The sequence below is a fragment of the Ornithinibacter aureus genome (genome assembly GCF_009858245.1).
In the GTDB taxonomy this organism is placed as follows: Bacteria; Actinomycetota; Actinomycetes; order Actinomycetales; family Dermatophilaceae; genus Fodinibacter; species Fodinibacter aureus.
Genome location: NZ_VMSB01000001.1, coordinates 2,015,754 through 2,032,851, shown reverse-complemented (window position 1 = coordinate 2,032,851; position 17,098 = coordinate 2,015,754). Strand labels below are relative to the sequence as shown.

The window sequence follows — 17,098 nt, the reverse complement described above, 5'->3', positions numbered from 1 at the left end:
GCCAGCAGAGGGCCGCGGGACCGTCGGCCGGGCGCCGCGCGAGCGGGGCCGCCGACCCGGGTAACCTTGGGCGCGGCATCCGCCCCGCGCCCACCATCGGGAGAGACTTAACCCATGGCTTCGTCGCACGACCTCGTGCTGACCACCGTCCCGGGCGGCGACGCCCTCTCCCCGTTCCGCACCGCGGCGCTGCTGACGCGCCTTCAGCGCGTCGCGCCGAGTCTCACCGGGTTGAGCGCCCGGCACGTGCACTGGGTCGCGAGCGAGGAGCCCCTCGACGACGCAACCCGCGCCACCGTTGACCGGCTGCTCACCTACGGACCCTCGGATGCCGGTGACGTCGCGGGTGCCCACCTCGCCACCGTCGTCGTCGCCCCGCGCCTGGGCACGCTGTCGCCGTGGGCGAGCAAGGCCACCGACATCGCCCACAACTGCGGCGTCGACATCCGCCGGGTGGAGCGCGTCACCGAGTACGTCATCGCCGCTGACGAGCCGCTCACCGAGGAGGAGTGGGCCGCCGCCGCCGACCTCCTTCACGACCGGATGACCGAAGCCGCGCTGCCGACCCGGGCCGACGCAGCCGCCCTGTTCGACGAGCGCGAGGCCGAGCCGATGGAGCGCGTCGACGTGCTCGGTCGCGGCCGCGAGGCGATCGTCGAGGCCGACACGGCCTACGGCCTGGCCCTGTCCGACGACGAGGTCGACTACCTCGTCGACGCGTTCACCGGCCTCGGGCGCAACCCCAGCGACGTCGAGCTGATGATGTTCGCGCAGGCCAACTCCGAGCACTGCCGCCACAAGATCTTCAACGCCGACTTCGTCGTCGACGGCGAGGTGATGCCGCGCTCGCTGTTCGGGATGATCCGGCACACCGAGGCCGTCGCCGGTGAGGGCACGGTCGTCGCCTACAAGGACAACGCCTCGGTCATGGTCGGCGGCCGCCGCGTGCGCTGGATGCCGGAGGTCGCCGACGGGCCGAGCCGCTACGCCGGGCGCGAGGGCGAGGTGCACGTGCTCATGAAGGTCGAGACGCACAACCACCCGACCGCCATCTCCCCCTTCCCGGGTGCGGCCACGGGTGCCGGCGGTGAGATCCGCGACGAGGGCGCCACCGGCCGGGGATCGGCGCCGAAGGCCGGGCTCACCGGGTTCGCCGTGTCCAACCTGCACCTGCCCGGGCTCGAGGAGCCTTGGGAGAGTGAGCAGTACGGCGCCCCGGCGCACATCGCCAGCCCGCTGGAGATCATGCTCGACGGCCCGATCGGGGCGGCTGCGTTCAACAACGAGTTCGGCCGGCCCGGGCTGGGCGGGTTCTTCCGGGTCTACGAGCAGACCGTCGACGGGGTGCGCCGCGGCTTCCACAAGCCGATCATGAGCGCCGGCGGCCTCGGCACGATCAGTGCCGACATGACCGAGAAGATCGTCTTCCCCGCGGGCACGTTGCTCGTGCAGATCGGCGGGCCCGGCATGCGCATCGGCATGGGCGGCGGGGCCGCGTCGTCGATGGCGGCCGGGGCCAACGCGGCCGAGCTCGACTTCGACTCCGTGCAGCGCGGCAACCCCGAGATCGAGCGCCGCGCCCAGGAGGTCATCAACCACTGCTGGGGCCTCGGCGAGGACAACCCGGTGCTGGCGATCCACGACGTCGGCGCCGGGGGCCTGTCCAACGCCTTCCCCGAGCTCGTCGACGGGGCCGGGCTGGGGGCCCGCTTCGACCTGTCGGCCGTGCCGCTCGAGGAGACCGGTCTCGCCCCCAAGGAGGCCTGGTGCAACGAGTCGCAGGAGCGCTACGTGCTGGCGCTCGCGCCCGATTCGCTGCCGTTGTTCGTCTCGTTGTGTGAGCGAGAGCGCTGCCCGTACGCCGTCGTCGGGGTCGCCCGCGACGACGGCCGCCTCGTGCTCGCCGACGGCCCGGACGACCTCGCCGACGAGGACCGCGCCATCGACATGCCGATGGAGGTGCTGCTCGGCAAGCCACCGAAGATGGTGCGCGACGTGACCCGCGTGGCGCGCGACCCGGGCACCCTGGACCTCACCGGGCTGGATCTGGTGGACGCCGCGTATGCCGTGCTGCGGCATCCGAGCGTGGCGTCGAAGCGGTTCCTCGTGACGATCGCCGACCGCACGGTCGGCGGGTTGACCCACCGCGACCAGATGGTCGGGCCGTGGCAGGTGCCCGTCGCCGACGTCGCCGTGACCCTGGCCGACCACGTCGGCCTCGCGGGTGAGGCGATGTCCACGGGCGAGCGGATGCCGGTGGCCTCGGTCGACGCTCCCGCGTCGGGTCGGATGGCGGTCGGGGAGGCGCTGACCAACCTGCTCGCGGCGCCGCTGGCGTCGTTGACCGGGGTCAAGCTGTCGTGCAACTGGATGGCCGCGTGCGGTGAGGACGGCGAGGACGCAGCGCTGTTCGACACCGTGGAGGCGGTCGCGATGCAACTGCTTCCCGAGCTCGGGGTGTCGGTGCCGGTCGGCAAGGACTCGCTGTCGATGCGCACCCGGTGGACGGATGCCGCCACGGGGGAGGCGCGCCAGGTCACCTCGCCGGTGTCGCTCGTCGTGACGGCGTTCGTGTCGCTGCCCGATGTGCGCGGCACCTGGACCCCGCAGCTGCGCTCCGGAGACGTGCTCGTGCTCGTCGACCTCGGTGCTGGTCGCGACCGGCTGGGCGGGTCGATCCTGGGGCAGGTGCAGGGTGAGTTCGGTGGCCCGGTTCCGGACCTCGACGACCCGCAGCGGCTGCTCTCTCTCGTGGCGGCGCTGGCCGACCTGCGGTCCCGCTCGGTCGACGTGGCGTACCACGACCGGTCCGACGGTGGCCTGTGGGCTGCGGTGTGCGAGATGGCTTTTGCCGGTGCCGTGGGGGTCGAGATCGACGTGCCGTCGGTGGCTGCGCTGTTCGCCGAAGAGCTCGGTGCCGTGCTCGGGGTGCCCGCCACCCGCACCGCCGAGGTGCTCCAGGTGTTCGCCAGCCACGGCCTCGGTGACGTGGTCACGGTGGTGGGCGGGACGGCATCCGATCGGGTCGTTCGCGTGTCGGTGGCCGGTGAGGCGGCGATCCAGGAGCCGGTGCGTGACCTCGCACAGGCCTGGGACGAGGTGTCGTGGCGCATCGCGACGCTGCGCGACAACCCGGAGTGCGCCGCGCAGGAGCACGAGGCGTTCGGGGCCGACGGCGACCCCGGGCTCGTCGTCTCCCCGACCTTCGACCCCACCGACGACGTGGCGGCCCCCTATGTGAACGTCGGGGTGCGGCCGAAGGTGGCGATCCTGCGCGAGCAGGGCGTCAACAGCCACGTGGAGACGGCGTTCGCGTTCGACCGGGCCGGGTTCGACACCTACGACGTGCACATGACCGACCTCCAGGCGGGGCGGTTCGACCTCGCCGACGTCGTCGGGTTGGTGGCGTGCGGCGGGTTCTCCTACGGCGACACCCTCGGGGCCGGTGAGGGGTGGGCGCGCTCGGTGCTGTTCAACGAGGCGTTGACCCAGGGCTTCCACGACTTCTTCCACCGGAGTGACACCTTCGGGCTCGGCATCTGCAACGGCTGCCAGATGTTCGCGGCGCTGGCGGACCTGATCCCGGGCGCCGACGCGTGGCCGCGGTTCACCCGCAACGCCTCCGAGCAGTACGAGGCGCGGCTGTCGATGGTCGAGGTCGTGGAGTCGCCGTCGATCTTCACCGCGGGCATGGCGGGCAGCCGGCTGCCGATCGCCGTCGCCCACGGTGAGGGTTTCGCCGACTTCTCCTCGCGCGGTGATACGGATGCCGTGGCACGCGTCGCGCGGTTCGTCGACTCGCACGGTGCGGTGGCTTCGCGGTACCCGGCCAACCCCAACGGGTCGCCCGACGGCTTGACCGCGGTGACGACGCCCGACGGCCGGTTCACCGCGATGATGCCGCACCCGGAGCGGGTTGCCCGCAACGCGCAGCTGTCGTGGACCTCGCAGCCGGTCGAGGCCGAGAGCCCGTGGCTGCGGATGTTCCGCAACGCGCGAGTGTGGGTGGACTGATGCCGTCACTGCTCACTGGCGAGCAGGTGCTCAATGCCCTGTTCAGCCAGACCCAGTTTCGGGTTGGCTACGACGAGCGTGAGGTCGACGACCTGCTTGACCGGGCGGTGTCCGCGCTGCGTCACCACGAGGCCGGCCGGCCTGTCGCGGACGCCCTGCTGGTGTCATCCGAGGTCGCCGCGGTGAGGTTCACCCAGACGAAGTGGCGCCGCGGGTACGACCAGACGGAGGTCGACGCCTTCCTCGAGAACCTGGTGTGGTCGCTGCAACAGCACGAGTCCGGTGGCGTCGAGGGCTGACGCGCTCGCGTGGCCCTTCGGCGGGCTCTGGCATGCCGCACTTCGGATCGCTCGCAGCAACTACTGCGTGCGATCTGAAGTTCTGCGTTCACAAGAACCACACACGGGCTCGGGTGCGACGGCTGCGCAGCACGAGGTGCCTCAGCGGCGGCGCCAGGCTCCTCGGGCGGGCGGAGGGGGTGACGGTGCCGTGTCGCCGGTGGCCTCGCTGAACGGGGTCGCCCCGGGGCGCCGGCGGAGGATCTCGTCCCAGCCCATCACGCCGGTCGGCAACGAGGCGGATGCCGTGGCTCGCCGCAGCGTGTAGAGGTCGAGCGGGTGCGCGGTGGCGACGAGGACGAGGTTGCCGAAGCGCTTGCCCTTCAGCACCTCGTGCAGCCCGAGGAAGGCGACGTGCCCGAGAGCTTCACGAGCACCGGCCGCGACCCGAGCCGCGTACGCCATCCCTGGCTCGTCGGCGACATTGGCGAGCACCAGCCCACCCGGGGCCAGCACCCGGCTGAGCTCACCGAACCACTCGACCGTGCCCAGCTCGGGCGGCACCTGACCTGCGGCGTAGGCGTCGAGCACGATGACGTCCGCGCTGGCGTCGCGCAGCGCAGCGACCCCGGTCAGGCCGTCGACGGGCCGCACCCTGATCCGGTGCCCGCGCGGGAGCGGAAGCTCACGACGCACGGCGTCGGTCAGCACGGCATCCGGTTCGAGGACGATCTGCGGCGAACCATCCCGGGCATGGTTCAGCCAGCGAGCCAGGGTGAGGCCGGCCCCGCCGATGTGCGTGACGCGCAACGGGCCGTCACCGGCCAACGCGTCGATGGCGAGGGCGAAGTGCTGCACGTACTCGAAGTCCAGCCGGGTGGGGTCATCGACATCGACCGCCGACTGCGGCTGCCCGTCGAGCACCACCGTGACCAGCGACCCGTCGCGTTCGAACTCCGCCGTGCCCATCCCCGAAGGCTACGGCGCCGCAGCGGGGTGCCAGGCGCGGCCGGCGACGACGTCAGGGCATGGCGAGTCGTCCGGCGAGCAGGAGGTAGGTGGCGCCGACCACGCCACTGAACCACCGCCGAGTGCCGGGCCGCGACCTGACGACACCTCGCGCGGCGTGCGTCACCCGCGCGTAACCGACGAACACCACGAACGTGATGGCCATGAATATCACGCCGAGCAGCAGGGGGCTTGTCGCGGGTGAGGTCGGCGAGCGTCCTGCGAACTGGGGAAGGAACGCCAGGAAGAAGACGGTGAGCTTGGGATTGAGCAGGTTCATGGTGATCGCTCGTCGCAGGACACCGGATGCCGTGAGCGTCGGCTCCGTCGCGGGCGGCGCAGCCCCCGCGCAGTCCGGGACCTCCGGGAGAGGGCGGTAGCCCCGCAGTGCCTGGATCGCGAGGAACGCAAGGTAGGTGACACCGGCCCAGCGCAGGACCTCGAAGGCGGCGCCGCCGGATCGAAGGACGGTGGCCAAGCCGGTGCTCGCAACGATCAGGTGGGGGGCGACACCGAGCGTGCATCCGACGGCCGCGAACCACCCGAGGCGCCAGCCCTGCGACGCGGTGGTGGCGATGGTGAACGTCGCACCTGGGCCTGGGGAGGCCACGACGATGACTGACGCCACGAGGAACTCGAGCATCAGTGGACCCGGGCCACGCCATCGGGTGCCGCAGTCCTGTGAGCCGCAGTCACGTGGGCCGCAGAAACGTGGGCCGCAGAAACGTGGGCCGCGGCCTCGCCGAGGCCCTTGTCGGTCGAGGACGTCCGCAGGGCAAGGATGGCCAGCGTCGCGAGCACGAGGCTGGTGCCGCTGGCCACCGTTCGCGTGATGTTCCAGCGCTGCCAGCGGCCCGAGTAGTCGGCCCAGATGAGTGCAGCGGCCTCCCGGGACTCCGGAACCGCCATCGCGCCCAGGGTTTCGTTCATCGGCACGTTGATCGCCATGGTCAACAGCAGCCCGCCGAGCGTGTAAATGCCCGCCGCGGCGAGGAACAACGCGGCCGATGCCCGATGGCGGTACCGGTGCGCGACACTCGCGGCGACGCACAAGGCGACCGGGGTGAGGAAGAACGCCGGGAAGAAGACGGCGTTGCGCACGGAGGCGTTCATGGCCTGCATCGCCGCGATCGCCACGCGCGGGTCGGCGTCGTCCAGGCCCCACATGGTCGAGCAGACCCAGGCGTAGAAGAAGCCGAAGATCGCGCCGGTCAGCACGAGGGCGACGAGCGAGGTCAGGACGAGGAGAGGGGGTCGACGCACGGGACACTCCTTAAGCGAACGGTTGGGTACGGAAAAGACTATCCGTACGTTCAGGTACATTTGTCAAGTGAGCACGTCATCCGCCCCCCGCCGTGGCCGTCTGCCGCGAGAGCTTCGCGAGCGTCGTCGTGCGGAGGTGATCGTGGCGGCCCGAGACGAACTCGTCGAGCGTGGCGCCGCCGGACTGACGATGGAGGGTGTGGCTCGCCGCGCGGGCGCCTCGAAGGAGACTCTGTACGCCTGGTTCGGCACCCGCGATGACCTCATCGGCGCCGTGATCGAGGCGAGTGCCGACGACTCCGCGCAGCGCGTCGAGGCAGCCCTCGCGACCGATGCCTCAACCCTTGACGATGCGCACGACACGCTCGCCGCCTACGCCGAGTCGCTCCTGCGGCTGCTGACCAGTGAGCCGTCGGTGTCGCTCAACAGGGCGGCGATGACGTCCGCTGCCTTGTCCGACCGGCTGCTCCAGTCGGGTCGGCAGCGCATCGGACCGGTCGTCGAGCGGTACCTGGCGCACCTCGACAAACACCGCATCCTGCGTGTCCCCGACCCCGGCGAGGCCTACCGAACCTTCTTCGGGCTCGTCGTGCGTGACACCCAGATCCGTGTCCTCCTCGGCGATCGCCCGCCCGTGGCCGACGAGATCCGCGACCACGCCGAGCGGGCCGTCGACACCTTCGTCGCCCTGCACGTCAGTCCTCGCGGGTAGCGTCGGCACCATGCCTCCCCGCCGCCGTACCGACCCCGCCGCGGGTGAGTCAGCACTCACCGGGTGGCTCTCCGATCCGGATGCCGTCGACCGCGCCACGCTCGCCACCGCCGTGCGCTTCACCCTCGAAGAGCTCGGCGCGCGCGCCCCGGGCCGCAGCGTCGAGGTGCGCGTGCCGCCGTTCGGCGCCGTCCAGTGCATCGAAGGCCCCACCCACACCCGTGGCACCCCACCGAACGTCGTGGAGACGGATGCCGTCACCTGGCTCGCGCTCGCGACCGGCGCTCGGCAGTGGGCCGAGGCCGTGGCGGCCGGCGACCTGCGGGTCAGCGGCGTCCGCGCAGACCTCGCAGGTCTGGTGCCGCTCACCGGTATCGGCGACCAGAAGCAGGTGGCGCGATGACCGCGGCGGCGAGCCACGGCATCCGCGGTCGTGACGCGACCGGCATCCGGCACGGCATCACGATCCTGCCCGAGCTGCCGTGGCGCGAGTCGGCCCCGATGTGGCGCGCGGCCGAGGAGATGGGGTTCGACCACGCCTGGACCTACGACCACCTCGTGTGGGGCGGGCTGCCCGATGCCTCGTGGTTCGCGGCGGTGCCGACGCTGGCGGCGGCGGCCGGGGTGACCTCGAGCATCGGGCTCGGGACGTTCGTGTCGTCGCCGAACTACCGGCATCCGTACACCTTCGCCCGCGACGTGCTGACCCTCGACGACGTGTCCGGCGGGCGGTTCCTGTGTGGGCTCGGCACCGGGGGAGACCTCGACGCGCGCATCCTCGGTGAGGAGCGCACGCTCAAGCAGCGGGTCGACCGGTTCCACGAGTTCGTGCCGCTGCTCGACCGGCTGCTGCGCGAGGACCGCGTCGATCACGAGGGGGCCTGGTACTCGGCGCGCGGGGCCCGCACCCTGCCCGGCCCGGTGCGCCACCGGGTGCCGTTGCTCGTCGCGGCGAACGGTCCGCGCTCGATCCGGCTCGCGGCGACGCTCGGCGACGGCTGGATCACCTACGGCGGTCGCGGCGACACCCTCGATGAGTGGTTCGCCCACGTCGGCGAGCTGGCCACGCGCTTCTCGGATGCCGCGGATGCCGCGGGGCGCGGCCCGCTCGATCGCCTCCTCTCGCTCGACTCCTCACCCCGGTTCTCGCTGGAGTCGGTCGAGTTGTACGCCGAGATGGCCGGGCGGGCCGCGGCGCTCGGGTTCACCGACGTCGTCACCCACTGGCCGCGGGCGGAGGGGCCGTATGCCGGGGACGTCAGCGTGCTCGAAGCCGTCGCGGCGCAGGTGGTCGGCGACGAAGGAGAGCGCCCGTGCGCCGGGTGAGGCTTCCCGGGTTCGGCCCGGCAGCACCCGACCCTGAGCTGCGGGCGAGGGTGGCTGCCGCGGAGGAGGCTGCCGACGCGGCTGCGGCGCAGGAGGAGTCGATCGACCGCAAGGTGGACGCCTACGTCAGGGTGATGAAGGGTCACGGCCTGACCGTGAAGGACCCCGCAGCGCTCCGGCGGCGGCTGCAGGCCGGTGGGGGCGCTCATCGCGCGGGAGGACTTCGATGAGCATGCCTGACAGCCTCGGGCCGCTGCCGCAGCGGATCGACTACCACCTGAGCGCCGAGGACTACGTCGCGTTCAATCTCCACGCGGCGCGCACCATGCCGGAGTACGAGAGGCAGATCGCGCAGGCTCGGCTGTGGGGCGCGGTGCTCATGGCTGGTCTCGCGGTGGTCTTCGGGTTGGTCCTGTTCGATGCCGGCGTCGTGGCCACCGGGGTGCTCGCCGTGCTCGGCGCCGGCGGGTGGTGGCTGTTCTCGCCGTGGTCGCTTCGCCGCAGCATCCGCCGCAGTGTCGAGCGCATCGGTCGCACATCGGGGCTCGGCGTCGTCGGCCCCGCGACGTTGCTCGTTGACGAGGTCGGCATGCGCGAGTACTGTGGCGCAGTGACGCACAGCGTGCCGTGGTCCGCGATCGTTCGTGTCGAGGAGACGGCCGAACACGGCTTCATCTTCGTCGCCCCGATGGCAGCGCTCGTGGTCCCCAAACGAGCCGCGGGGGCTGGTGCCGTGCTGGCCCTGGCCAGAGAGCGAGCCGGGAATGGGTGACCGGGCGACGGCGAACCTGGCATCGCGCGACCTCGCAGCGACCTCGGCGTTCTACACGCGGCTGGGCTTCGTCGAGCAGTTCCGCGACGAGGGGTGGATGATCCTCGCCCGCGGACCGGTGGTGCTCGAGTTCTTCCCGTTCCCCGACCTCGACCGTGCGACGAGTTCGTTCGGGTGCTGCCTGCGCCTCGACGACGTCGACTCGTTCGTCCAGGTGTGTGTGGATGCCGGGGTGCCGGTGGGCGATCGCGGCTGGCCGCGGGTGCATCTGCCCCAGCTCGAGGCGTCGGGGCTGCGCATCGGGGCCCTGCTCGACCCCGATGCCAACCTGCTCCGCCTCATCGCAAACCCCTGATGTGAACCCACAAGTATTCGTTGTGGGTTGGCGCGGTGATTGCGCCTCCAAGCGCGCGGCGATGGTCCTGAACGGGGGCTGGTGCGGTGAGGGATGGCGGCGTGTCCAGAGCCCCAGCGACGCCCTTCAGGGTGGTGTTTCGTGCCCGGTTCGAGTTGCGAAACGAACTGGTGTTCGAGTATGATGAGTCATGGACATGCAGCCGTTGAGCCTGGTGGAGCGTCGCTCCCGGGTCGAGGCTGCCCGTGAGGCACTGACGGGGATCACGCAGGTGCTGTACCAGTGCTCGGGGCCCGAGCTGGCTGAGGTGCTGGGTGTGGTCGATGCCGTGGTGGCCCAGGGGGTTGCGGCGCGGGTCGCGATCACCGCGGAGGCGTTGGGTCGTGGTGAGGTCGAGGCGGCCGGGGTGAACGCGACGGCGTGGGTGCGTGATCACGCGCCGTCGCTGCGGCAGGGCGGCGCCGCGGATGTCGCGACGATCGCGGGGCTGCTGGCCCCGGCGCACGCGCGGTGGGGTGGCGACGCCGGTGGGCTGGAAGCGGACTCACCCGAGGGGATCGTCGCGGATGCCGTGGTGAGCGCGGTGGTGTCGCCGGGTTTGGGGTGTGCGGCGGTGCGGGAGATGACCCGCCTGGGCCCGTTCCTGCTCGATGAGGTCAAGCCGACGGTGGTGCGCTCCATGCTCGAGCTGGGCGCGGCGTGGGGTTCTGGGATGCTGCGCCGGCTGCGGCCCAGGCTGCTCGCGCAGTTGTCGAGATGCAGCGGAAACTGCACGATCTCGTGCGGTGTGCGTTGCACAACGTGGTTCTGCGACGCGTCCTGGACTTAGGTCGCCGCCGTGTGGTCGGGGTTCGTGGTCCCGCCGCGGATGGCGAACAATCCAATGGTTGCGCCGATGATCAGGGGGCCCCACGCGGCTTGGCCGATGAGCAGTGCGCAGATGAGGACGGCGGCGGCGGGCTTCTTCAGGCCGACGGTCGTGGCTGCGGCGAGGCCGGCGATCTCGGCGGTGGCAAGGTCCAGGTTGGGGATGGCGGCGGTGGCGAGGGCGCCGGCTGCTGCTCCGGCGAAGAGCAGCGGGAAGAACTCACCGCCGCGCCAGCCGCTGCTGAGGGTGATGGCGGTGGCGGCGACCTTGACGAGGGCTGCGGTCGCGAGCATGAGCCACGCGGAGTCGGCAACGAGGTCGTGGACCTTGTGGAGTTGATCATGGCCGGAGAAGAGAGCGACTGGGAAGGCGGCGGCAAGGGCCGCGAGGGCGGCTGACCCGATGAGGGTCTGACGAGTCGCGGAGCCAACCCGAGTCAGCAGCGCTGTCGTCCATGCGTGGAGCCGGGTGTAGAGCAGCCCGAGTGCCGCGCCGGCCAGTGCGGGAACGATGGCGGCGAGGAGTTGGCCGTTGCTGTGCGTGTAGGTGGGGATGCCGAGGTCGGTGTGGTCGGTGCCGAAGGCGCGGTGAACGACGAGGAAGGTGAGGAAGCCGGCCCCCGCGGCGAGAAGCGTGAGGAGTTTGCCGGGCGCGAGGGTGTCGTCGTCGTAGGCGGCGGCACCGGGTGGTGATCCGTAGAGGCCGGCCAAGGCGGCCGCTGACCCGCTTTGCCCGATGAGTCGGGCTTCTTGCTCGGAGTGCGTGATGCGGACACCGACGAGGGCAGACAGTTCGGCGATCACCGCGATCAGGCCGGCCTCGGGGCCGATCGCACCGCCGAAGCCGTAGGCGATGATCGCACTGAGGGCGAGGGCGGCGGTGCGTTCGCGGCGGAGGCGGCGGGGGTCGGCGGCGGCGGTGAGTTGATCGTCGAGGCTGCCGTCGTCAGTGTGAGGACGGAGAAGGGCGATGAGTCCGCCGCCGGCGAGGACGATCAGGGGGATGTACCAGCGGGCAATGTCGTCGGGCCAGATCACGTGTTGCGCGGCGTTCATCGCGGTGTAGACCAGTGCGGCCGCTCCGCCCGCCAGGGCGCCCCAGAGGAGCGCGATGGCCGGTGGACGCATACCAGTGCCCCACTCTGCTGTGCGGTTAGGGCTCATCGGTGTCTCGCAGACGGAGGCGACGGGTAATGGTCGAGATCAAGGTCGTGACGAAAACGAATTGGAACAGGACCGCCACCATGACCAACACCCGCGAGAGCTGACCCACGGGGTGAATGTCGCCGTAGCCGATGGTGGCCATCGTGACGACGGCGAAGTAGAGCGCATCGGTGCGCGTCTCAAGCCCGACGAACTGGCCGGGGACAGTGGCTGCGGCATAGAACGCCAAGGCCAAGGTCGCCACGGCCGCGACGAGGATGAGGATCAACCGGTCGATCGGGTCGTTTCCGCGGCGCACGTGACGGACGATCACGACCGCGAGCCCGACCAAAGCGAGTGTGGTGAGCACGAAGCGAAGGCCGAACTCGCGGTCCGCCCGGACCGGGACGAGATAGAAGGTCGTGATGATGCCCAGCCCCTCAAGGAGCGCCTTGAGCCAGCGACCGCGCAGAACCCTTCTCAACGGGGCCGGGCCCAGCTCACGCGGCGTCGGCAGCGGAGGCCTTCTTCAGATGGGAGCGCAACGCGATGCCCGCCCCGATGGTGAGCAGACCCCAGACGAAGGCGAGAGCGCCGAGCCAGAAGGCAACGGTCAGGGCGGCAGCGCCCGGGTTCGCGATGAAGAGGACCCCGGCCAGGATCCACAGGATGCCACCGATGATGAGCATCCAGCGCGGGCTGCTCAGTGCTTCGGCGAAAGCGCTGATGAGCTCGGTGACACCACGAACCACGAGCCAGATTCCCATCGCCCACGCGAGAGCGACGCCGCTGGAGAGCGGCTGGAAGATGGCGTAGAGACCAGCGACGACACCGATGACGCCGGTGAAGATCAGGAGCAGCTTCGCCGAAGAGCCCTCACGGCTGAAGGCCATGACCAAAGCTGTGATGCCGTCGACCAAGGCATAGGCACCCCAGATGATCACCAGGCTCACGAAGGTGCCGATCGGCCAGATCGAGGCCACGATCCCGAACAGCACAGCCAAGACGCCAGTGGCGATCAAGGTTGTTGAGGAACGTCGGGACGCAGCGATCATGGCTTCTCCAGTGCGCATTCGTTGACCAGGTCCGGGGCACTCCCCGCGCCTTGAGCCTACTCATCTCAGGCCAAACCGCGCAGCCTGGTCATACTGGGGTCGTGTTGACGTCGGAGTCCACCATGGCTGCCATGTCCTCGTCGTTGTTCTGGATGGTGGCGGCGGTTTTCGCAGCGCCGCTACTCGCGCGACTGCTGCGCGGGCACGCACCCGAAGTGGTCGTTCTCCTGCTGCTCGGTGTGCTGATTGGCCCGCACGCCCTCGGGTTGGCCTCCACTACCGGGATCGAGATGATCAAGCAACTCGGCATGGGTCTGCTGTTCCTGCTGGCCGGCATGGAGATCGACCTGAAGTCGCTCGCTGGTCGTCAGGGACGCTGGGCCTGGACGACCTGGACGGTCGGTTTCGTCGTCGCCGTCGCTGCCACCTCAGCGTTCGTTCCCGATGCCGCCCTCACGCAGTCCGTCGCGCTCGGGCTCGCGATCTCATCCACCGCCCTGGGCACTCTGCTGCCGATCCTCAAGGACCGCGGCCTCCTGCCCAGCGCCTTGGGACGCAGTGTTCTCACCCACGGCGCCGTCGGAGAAATCGGCCCGGTCGTCGTAATGGCTCTGCTGTTGACCAGTCATTCACCCCTGCAGGCCGGTCTGTTAATGGCGTTCTTCGTCGTGGTGACGATCGCAGCCATCGTCGTACCTACGAGGCTGCTCCACCGCGCAGGCCTCTACCGCGTGGGCGACTCCGACCTGTCGCCGTGGTCCCTGCGCACCCTGCTGCGCGGCGTGATGCTCCTCCTCACGGGTCTGATGGCGTTGGCAGCAATCCTCGAGTTCGACGTCGTCCTGGGCGCTTTCGCCGCCGGTGTCGCACTGTCCCGGATCGGCGGCCGCCACGCCCACGCGATGATGCGCTCGCTGGAGCAGGTCGGGTTCGGGTTCTTCATCCCGATGTTCTTCGTCGCCTCCGGAATGGCGATCGAGATCGCGGCCCTGGCCGAGCACCCATGGGTCTTCCTCGGGCTTGCGCTGCTGATCGGCGTCGCCCGAGGCCTGCCGGTCTTCCTCACTGAACAGTGGGCAGACACAGGCTCCGGCCTGAACACGACGAGGGAGCGCCTCCAACTCGGTTTGTATGCCGCCACCGGCCTGCCCATCATCGTCGCCGTGACCGAAGTCGCGCTGTCATCCGATCTGATGAAACCAGCGACCGCGTCGCTACTCGTCGGCGCGGGCGCGCTGACCGTCCTCGCCTTCCCCTTCGCAGCTCAAATCCTCGATCGCTCCACACCCGCGCCCCTGCCCCGCTGACAGCGCGCCACCGGACACCGAGGCATTCGCTCGCGGGGTGGCCTCACCGCACCAAAGATGGGGGACGGCGTGGCCAGCGAACAGCGGAGTACCCCCACGACCGCCCCGAACGCAGACCTCCGCACGTGATGAGCAGCGGCGAACTTATGTGGAGTCGGGGTCCGAGGCCGCCGATCAGAATTGGGATGAACTAGTAGAGCGCCTCGTCCGCGCTCCGCACTCTCTCGACCCGGATGACTCCCGAATCAGCGAACTCGACGCCTTCATCGCCCACCTCGCTCACCTGAGCTCGACCATGGCGGCGGGGGCCAGACTCGCAGTCGAATCGCTACTGCTGGGCGACGAACGATCGTAGCGAGACCGTGGGAGACCAAGCCGCCGAACGACAAGCGTGCTCGGATCCGACGCGGCCAACGCGTGGACAGGACCTGATGGATAGAGACACATAACGTGATGTGCAGTCTGACGACCCTGTCATAACACCGCGTTTATGTTTCATACAAACCGCGTTTGTGAAATCTTCGCTGCATCTCGACAGCAGTACGGCGCGCCGGGGGTGTTCGATGACCTGCAGGAACGCTTGGCGTCGGCGGCGCGGCTGTCCGCACCGTTCGTGGAGTCCGGGGACCTCACCGAGTACCAGCTGTGGATGACGCCGGAGCAGGCGGCAGCGTTGGAGGCGGCGATCGGCCCGCTCAGCGCCCCCGCCCCCAACGACGTGACCGGGGAACGTGACCTGCGCCCGCTCGGGCAGCGGCGGGTCGAGGCACTGACGCAGGTGTGTCAGCGCTCCAGCGCCCTCGATGGTGACCAGCACGGCGGCGCGGACGGTGCCGCCGGGTCCGCGCACGCGGTCCACGTCATCATGACGCTTGCGGACCTGCAGGCACGCACCGGGTGTGGGGAGGTCGTGGGGTCCACCGGGACCGGGACCATCCTGTCGCCGCAGGTGCTGCGCCGCCTGTCCTGCGAAGCCGACCTGATCCCCCACGTGCTGGGCAGCGCGGGGGAAGACCTCGACCTGGGCCGGGTGGTTCGCCTGTTCACCCGGGCGCAACGACGCCGGTTGCTGCGCCGCGACCGCGGGTGCACCTACCCCGGGTGCACCGCCCCCGCCGCCTGGGCCAAAGCGCACCACGTCGTGCACTGGGCTGATGGTGGGCTCAGCGACATCGACAACGCTGCCCTGCTGTGCCAACGCCACCACACGGTGGTCCACCAGCGCCGGTTCATCGCGCAGGTGAACCCCACCCCCGACGAGCACGGCCGGTACGTCATCTGGGACCTCACCCACGGCAGCTACGACCGACACCTCGAGCACAGACGCGCCGAACGGGCCATCAACGACCCACCACCACTGACCCCCGAGCGGCTCCGAACACTCATCGCCGCGATCCACGACGACGACCCCGACGAACAACGCTGGGCCCGCTACGAACTCCACGAGTCATACCCCGACGACCCATGGCCCGACGACCTCGACGTCGAGCCGTGGTGGGGACCAGACAGCGCCAGCGATGACGCCCCCACCAGCGGAGCACTGCCGGTCTGAGCGGGGCGTCACGCGAGGGCGAGAACGACCAGCGGGTCGGTCGTCGGCGCCGTCGAACCACCCGCGGGCTCCACGGTCATGCCCACGGCGGCAGCCGCGCTGGGGTCGCCCTCCAGGACCATCGACCCGCGACGGTCCGCATCGGGCGTCAGCAGCCCGGCCGAACGAGCCACTCCGTCGGACCCGACGAACCACAGCTGGTAGGTCTTGCCCTCCGGAGCCGGCGGCAACCCGGCCACCGTGATCGCCGCTCGGCCGAGCTGGCGGCTGTAGGCGATCTCGGCGTTCAGCTCCCCCTTGCTGCTGCTGACCCGCACGGCGTCGGCTGCGGCAACCACCTGGTCCACGGGCGACAGGGTGCCGGAGTCGTCCGACCACGGGCTCCACACGAGACCACCGACAGCGATCACGGCAGCCGCTGCCGCACCGGCCAGCCACGTCGAGGCCCGTGAGCGACGGCGAAGCGGCACGACGACGGCATCCGAAGCCTCTGCAGCGACGGGACCTGATGCAACGGAGAAGACGGCATCCGGGACAGGAGCAGCGGCGTCTTCGGGGAGCGGCGGCAGCGGACGGACCTGCGAGATACCCGAGAGCACCGAGGCCCGCAGCGACGGCGGCGGAGTGGCCTGCGCGAGCGCGGCCAGGGAGTGCCCGGCGGCGGTCAGCTCGGCGACCTCGGCGCGGCAGTCGGCGCACCCGAGCAGGTGCGACTCGAAGGCTGCGCGCTCGGCGTCATCGAGGGCGTCGACGGCGTAGGCGCCGGAAAGGTGGTGCAGATCGGCGTTCATGCCGGGACTCCCATCGTGTCTCGCAGGCGGATCAGGCCATCGCGTATTCGGGTCTTCGCCGTGCCGAGCGGCAGGCCGAGCAAGGTCGCGACCTCGGTGTGCGTGTAGCCGCCGAGGTAGGCGAGCTCGACCGCGGAGCGCTGCGCATCGGTGAGGGTGGCGAGGGCCCGGCGCACGCGCTGGGCCTCCAGTGACGCCTGGGCCGCTTCAGCGGTGGCGTCGAAGTCGATGTCCTGATTCGTCGCCGCGTGGGTGTCGTCGCGTCGGCGCGCGGCCTCGGACGAACGCACCCGGTCGACGGCGGTGCGGTGCGCGATGGTCATCATCCACGACAGGGCGCTGCCGCGGCTGGGGTCGAACCGGGTGCTGGTGCGCCAGATGTCGAGGTAGACCTCCTGGGTGACCTCCTCCGACATCGCGTGGTCGCGCACGATCCGCAGCACGAGGCCGAAGAGCCGACGCGACGTCGCGTCGTACAGCTCGGCGAAGGCTGCCTCGTCACCGCGGGCGCAGCGGCGCAGCAGGTCGGCGAGCTCCTGGCCGGATGCCGTGGCGCCGGATGCCGTGGCGCCGGATGCCGTGGCGTCCGGGTGCGGGAGAGCCTCCTCCCCGGGCACGGAGGTACCCGGGGAGGAGGCTGTCATGTCACCCATCA

19 protein-coding genes are annotated in these 17,098 nt (G+C 70.5%); 11 read left to right on the top strand and 8 right to left on the bottom strand.

Features of this window, described 5'->3' with window-relative positions; translation table 11 throughout:
• The first annotated feature begins 114 nt into the window (after window positions 1-114).
• Both purL and C8E84_RS09685 read left to right on the top strand, forming a co-directional pair.
• Window positions 115-4,014, top strand: coding sequence for a phosphoribosylformylglycinamidine synthase (gene purL, locus C8E84_RS09690; RefSeq protein WP_159901638.1), 3,900 nt, complete (start codon window positions 115-117; stop codon window positions 4,012-4,014).
• Complete coding sequence (locus C8E84_RS09685; protein WP_159904706.1) at window positions 4,014-4,313, top strand: DivIVA domain-containing protein; 300 nt, start codon at window positions 4,014-4,016, stop codon at window positions 4,311-4,313. Before purL ends, C8E84_RS09685 begins: the two co-directional genes overlap by 1 nt.
• A 141-nt stretch (window positions 4,314-4,454) precedes the next feature.
• On the opposite strand, the gene C8E84_RS09680 is transcribed toward C8E84_RS09685, so the two are convergent.
• From C8E84_RS09680 to C8E84_RS09670, 3 genes are read right to left on the bottom strand one after another with little or no spacing between them, the layout of a single operon-like run.
• A complete protein-coding gene (locus C8E84_RS09680; protein ID WP_159901636.1) occupies window positions 4,455-5,261 on the bottom strand; it encodes a spermidine synthase in 807 nt (268 codons plus the stop codon).
• A 52-nt stretch (window positions 5,262-5,313) separates the two neighbouring features.
• Entirely contained in the window at window positions 5,314-5,943 is a 630-nt protein-coding gene (locus C8E84_RS09675) for a LysE family translocator (RefSeq protein WP_159901634.1), read from the bottom strand.
• On the bottom strand, window positions 5,943-6,563 hold the full coding sequence (locus C8E84_RS09670) for an anthrone oxygenase family protein (protein ID WP_246196875.1): 621 nt from the start codon (window positions 6,561-6,563) through the stop codon (window positions 5,943-5,945). Before C8E84_RS09670 ends, C8E84_RS09675 begins: the two co-directional genes overlap by 1 nt.
• Before the next feature lie 67 nt (window positions 6,564-6,630).
• On the opposite strand from C8E84_RS09670, the gene C8E84_RS09665 reads away from it, so the two are divergent.
• The 7 genes from C8E84_RS09665 to C8E84_RS09635 all read left to right on the top strand — a co-directional run bounded on the left by C8E84_RS09665 (window position 6,631) and on the right by C8E84_RS09635 (window position 10,557).
• Window positions 6,631-7,275, top strand: a complete 645-nt coding sequence (locus tag C8E84_RS09665) for a TetR/AcrR family transcriptional regulator (RefSeq protein ID WP_211675461.1) — start codon at window positions 6,631-6,633, stop codon at window positions 7,273-7,275.
• Between the two features lie 10 nt (window positions 7,276-7,285).
• The gene (locus C8E84_RS09660; RefSeq protein ID WP_159901630.1) at window positions 7,286-7,678 is read left to right on the top strand and encodes a sterol carrier family protein; all 393 of its coding nucleotides are present in this window, start codon (window positions 7,286-7,288) and stop codon (window positions 7,676-7,678) included.
• On the top strand, window positions 7,675-8,601 hold the full coding sequence (locus C8E84_RS09655; RefSeq protein ID WP_246196874.1) for an LLM class flavin-dependent oxidoreductase: 927 nt from the start codon (window positions 7,675-7,677) through the stop codon (window positions 8,599-8,601). Before C8E84_RS09660 ends, C8E84_RS09655 begins: the two co-directional genes overlap by 4 nt.
• Window positions 8,589-8,831 (top strand): hypothetical protein, encoded by a 243-nt coding sequence (locus C8E84_RS09650; RefSeq protein ID WP_159901628.1) that lies wholly within the window; start codon window positions 8,589-8,591, stop codon window positions 8,829-8,831. Before C8E84_RS09655 ends, C8E84_RS09650 begins: the two co-directional genes overlap by 13 nt.
• Window positions 8,832-8,833: 2 nt before the next feature.
• Complete coding sequence (locus tag C8E84_RS09645) at window positions 8,834-9,373, top strand: YcxB family protein (protein WP_159901626.1); 540 nt, start codon at window positions 8,834-8,836, stop codon at window positions 9,371-9,373.
• Window positions 9,366-9,728: a bleomycin resistance protein gene (locus tag C8E84_RS09640; RefSeq protein WP_159901624.1), complete on the top strand. Its 363-nt coding sequence runs from the start codon at window positions 9,366-9,368 to the stop codon at window positions 9,726-9,728. Before C8E84_RS09645 ends, C8E84_RS09640 begins: the two co-directional genes overlap by 8 nt.
• A gap of 190 nt (window positions 9,729-9,918) precedes the next feature.
• Window positions 9,919-10,557, top strand: coding sequence for a hypothetical protein (locus tag C8E84_RS09635; protein ID WP_159901622.1), 639 nt, complete (start codon window positions 9,919-9,921; stop codon window positions 10,555-10,557).
• Here C8E84_RS09635 and C8E84_RS09630 read toward each other — a convergent pair.
• The 3 genes from C8E84_RS09630 to C8E84_RS09620 are packed head-to-tail and all read right to left on the bottom strand — an operon-like array spanning window position 10,554 to window position 12,793.
• Window positions 10,554-11,723: a chloride channel protein gene (locus tag C8E84_RS09630; protein ID WP_159901619.1), complete on the bottom strand. Its 1,170-nt coding sequence runs from the start codon at window positions 11,721-11,723 to the stop codon at window positions 10,554-10,556. The genes C8E84_RS09635 and C8E84_RS09630 overlap by 4 nt on opposite strands.
• A 25-nt stretch (window positions 11,724-11,748) precedes the next feature.
• Window positions 11,749-12,222, bottom strand: coding sequence for a potassium channel family protein (locus C8E84_RS09625; protein WP_159901617.1), 474 nt, complete (start codon window positions 12,220-12,222; stop codon window positions 11,749-11,751).
• 16 nt (window positions 12,223-12,238) lie between these two features.
• Entirely contained in the window at window positions 12,239-12,793 is a 555-nt protein-coding gene (locus C8E84_RS09620) for an HdeD family acid-resistance protein (RefSeq protein WP_159901615.1), read from the bottom strand.
• Here C8E84_RS09620 and C8E84_RS09615 point away from each other — a divergent pair.
• Together C8E84_RS09615 and C8E84_RS09610 are read left to right on the top strand one after the other, a co-directional pair.
• Window positions 12,763-14,100 carry a cation:proton antiporter gene (locus tag C8E84_RS09615; RefSeq protein WP_159901613.1) on the top strand — a complete coding sequence of 446 codons (1,338 nt, stop codon included), beginning with the start codon at window positions 12,763-12,765 and terminating at the stop codon, window positions 14,098-14,100. The genes C8E84_RS09620 and C8E84_RS09615 overlap by 31 nt on opposite strands.
• A 556-nt stretch (window positions 14,101-14,656) precedes the next feature.
• Window positions 14,657-15,652 carry an HNH endonuclease signature motif containing protein gene (locus C8E84_RS09610; protein WP_246196872.1) on the top strand — a complete coding sequence of 332 codons (996 nt, stop codon included), beginning with the start codon at window positions 14,657-14,659 and terminating at the stop codon, window positions 15,650-15,652.
• Between the two features lie 8 nt (window positions 15,653-15,660).
• Here C8E84_RS09610 and C8E84_RS17805 read toward each other — a convergent pair whose 3' ends face one another.
• On the bottom strand, window positions 15,661-16,443 hold the full coding sequence (locus C8E84_RS17805; protein ID WP_159904700.1) for an anti-sigma factor: 783 nt from the start codon (window positions 16,441-16,443) through the stop codon (window positions 15,661-15,663).
• A complete protein-coding gene (gene sigK, locus C8E84_RS09600; protein ID WP_159901609.1) occupies window positions 16,440-17,087 on the bottom strand; it encodes an ECF RNA polymerase sigma factor SigK in 648 nt (215 codons plus the stop codon). Before sigK ends, C8E84_RS17805 begins: the two co-directional genes overlap by 4 nt.
• Between the last annotated feature and the right edge of the window lie 11 nt (window positions 17,088-17,098).

Bases quoted from the DNA above. Each gene is read 5' to 3' on its own strand.
- purL (WP_159901638.1), top strand. From the start codon at position 115: ATGGCTTCGTCGCACGACCTCGTGCTGACCACCGTCCCGGGCGGCGAC.
- C8E84_RS17805 (WP_159904700.1), bottom strand. From the start codon at position 16,443: ATGAACGCCGATCTGCACCACCTTTCCGGCGCCTACGCCGTCGACGCC.
- C8E84_RS09640 (WP_159901624.1), top strand. From the start codon at position 9,366: ATGGGTGACCGGGCGACGGCGAACCTGGCATCGCGCGACCTCGCAGCG.
- sigK (WP_159901609.1), bottom strand. From the start codon at position 17,087: ATGACAGCCTCCTCCCCGGGTACCTCCGTGCCCGGGGAGGAGGCTCTC.
- C8E84_RS09635 (WP_159901622.1), top strand. From the start codon at position 9,919: ATGGACATGCAGCCGTTGAGCCTGGTGGAGCGTCGCTCCCGGGTCGAG.
- C8E84_RS09685 (WP_159904706.1), top strand. From the start codon at position 4,014: ATGCCGTCACTGCTCACTGGCGAGCAGGTGCTCAATGCCCTGTTCAGC.
- C8E84_RS09645 (WP_159901626.1), top strand. From the start codon at position 8,834: ATGCCTGACAGCCTCGGGCCGCTGCCGCAGCGGATCGACTACCACCTG.
- C8E84_RS09630 (WP_159901619.1), bottom strand. From the start codon at position 11,723: ATGCGTCCACCGGCCATCGCGCTCCTCTGGGGCGCCCTGGCGGGCGGA.
- C8E84_RS09660 (WP_159901630.1), top strand. From the start codon at position 7,286: ATGCCTCCCCGCCGCCGTACCGACCCCGCCGCGGGTGAGTCAGCACTC.
- C8E84_RS09675 (WP_159901634.1), bottom strand. From the start codon at position 5,943: ATGCTCGAGTTCCTCGTGGCGTCAGTCATCGTCGTGGCCTCCCCAGGC.
- C8E84_RS09655 (WP_246196874.1), top strand. From the start codon at position 7,675: ATGACCGCGGCGGCGAGCCACGGCATCCGCGGTCGTGACGCGACCGGC.
- C8E84_RS09680 (WP_159901636.1), bottom strand. From the start codon at position 5,261: ATGGGCACGGCGGAGTTCGAACGCGACGGGTCGCTGGTCACGGTGGTG.
- C8E84_RS09620 (WP_159901615.1), bottom strand. From the start codon at position 12,793: ATGATCGCTGCGTCCCGACGTTCCTCAACAACCTTGATCGCCACTGGC.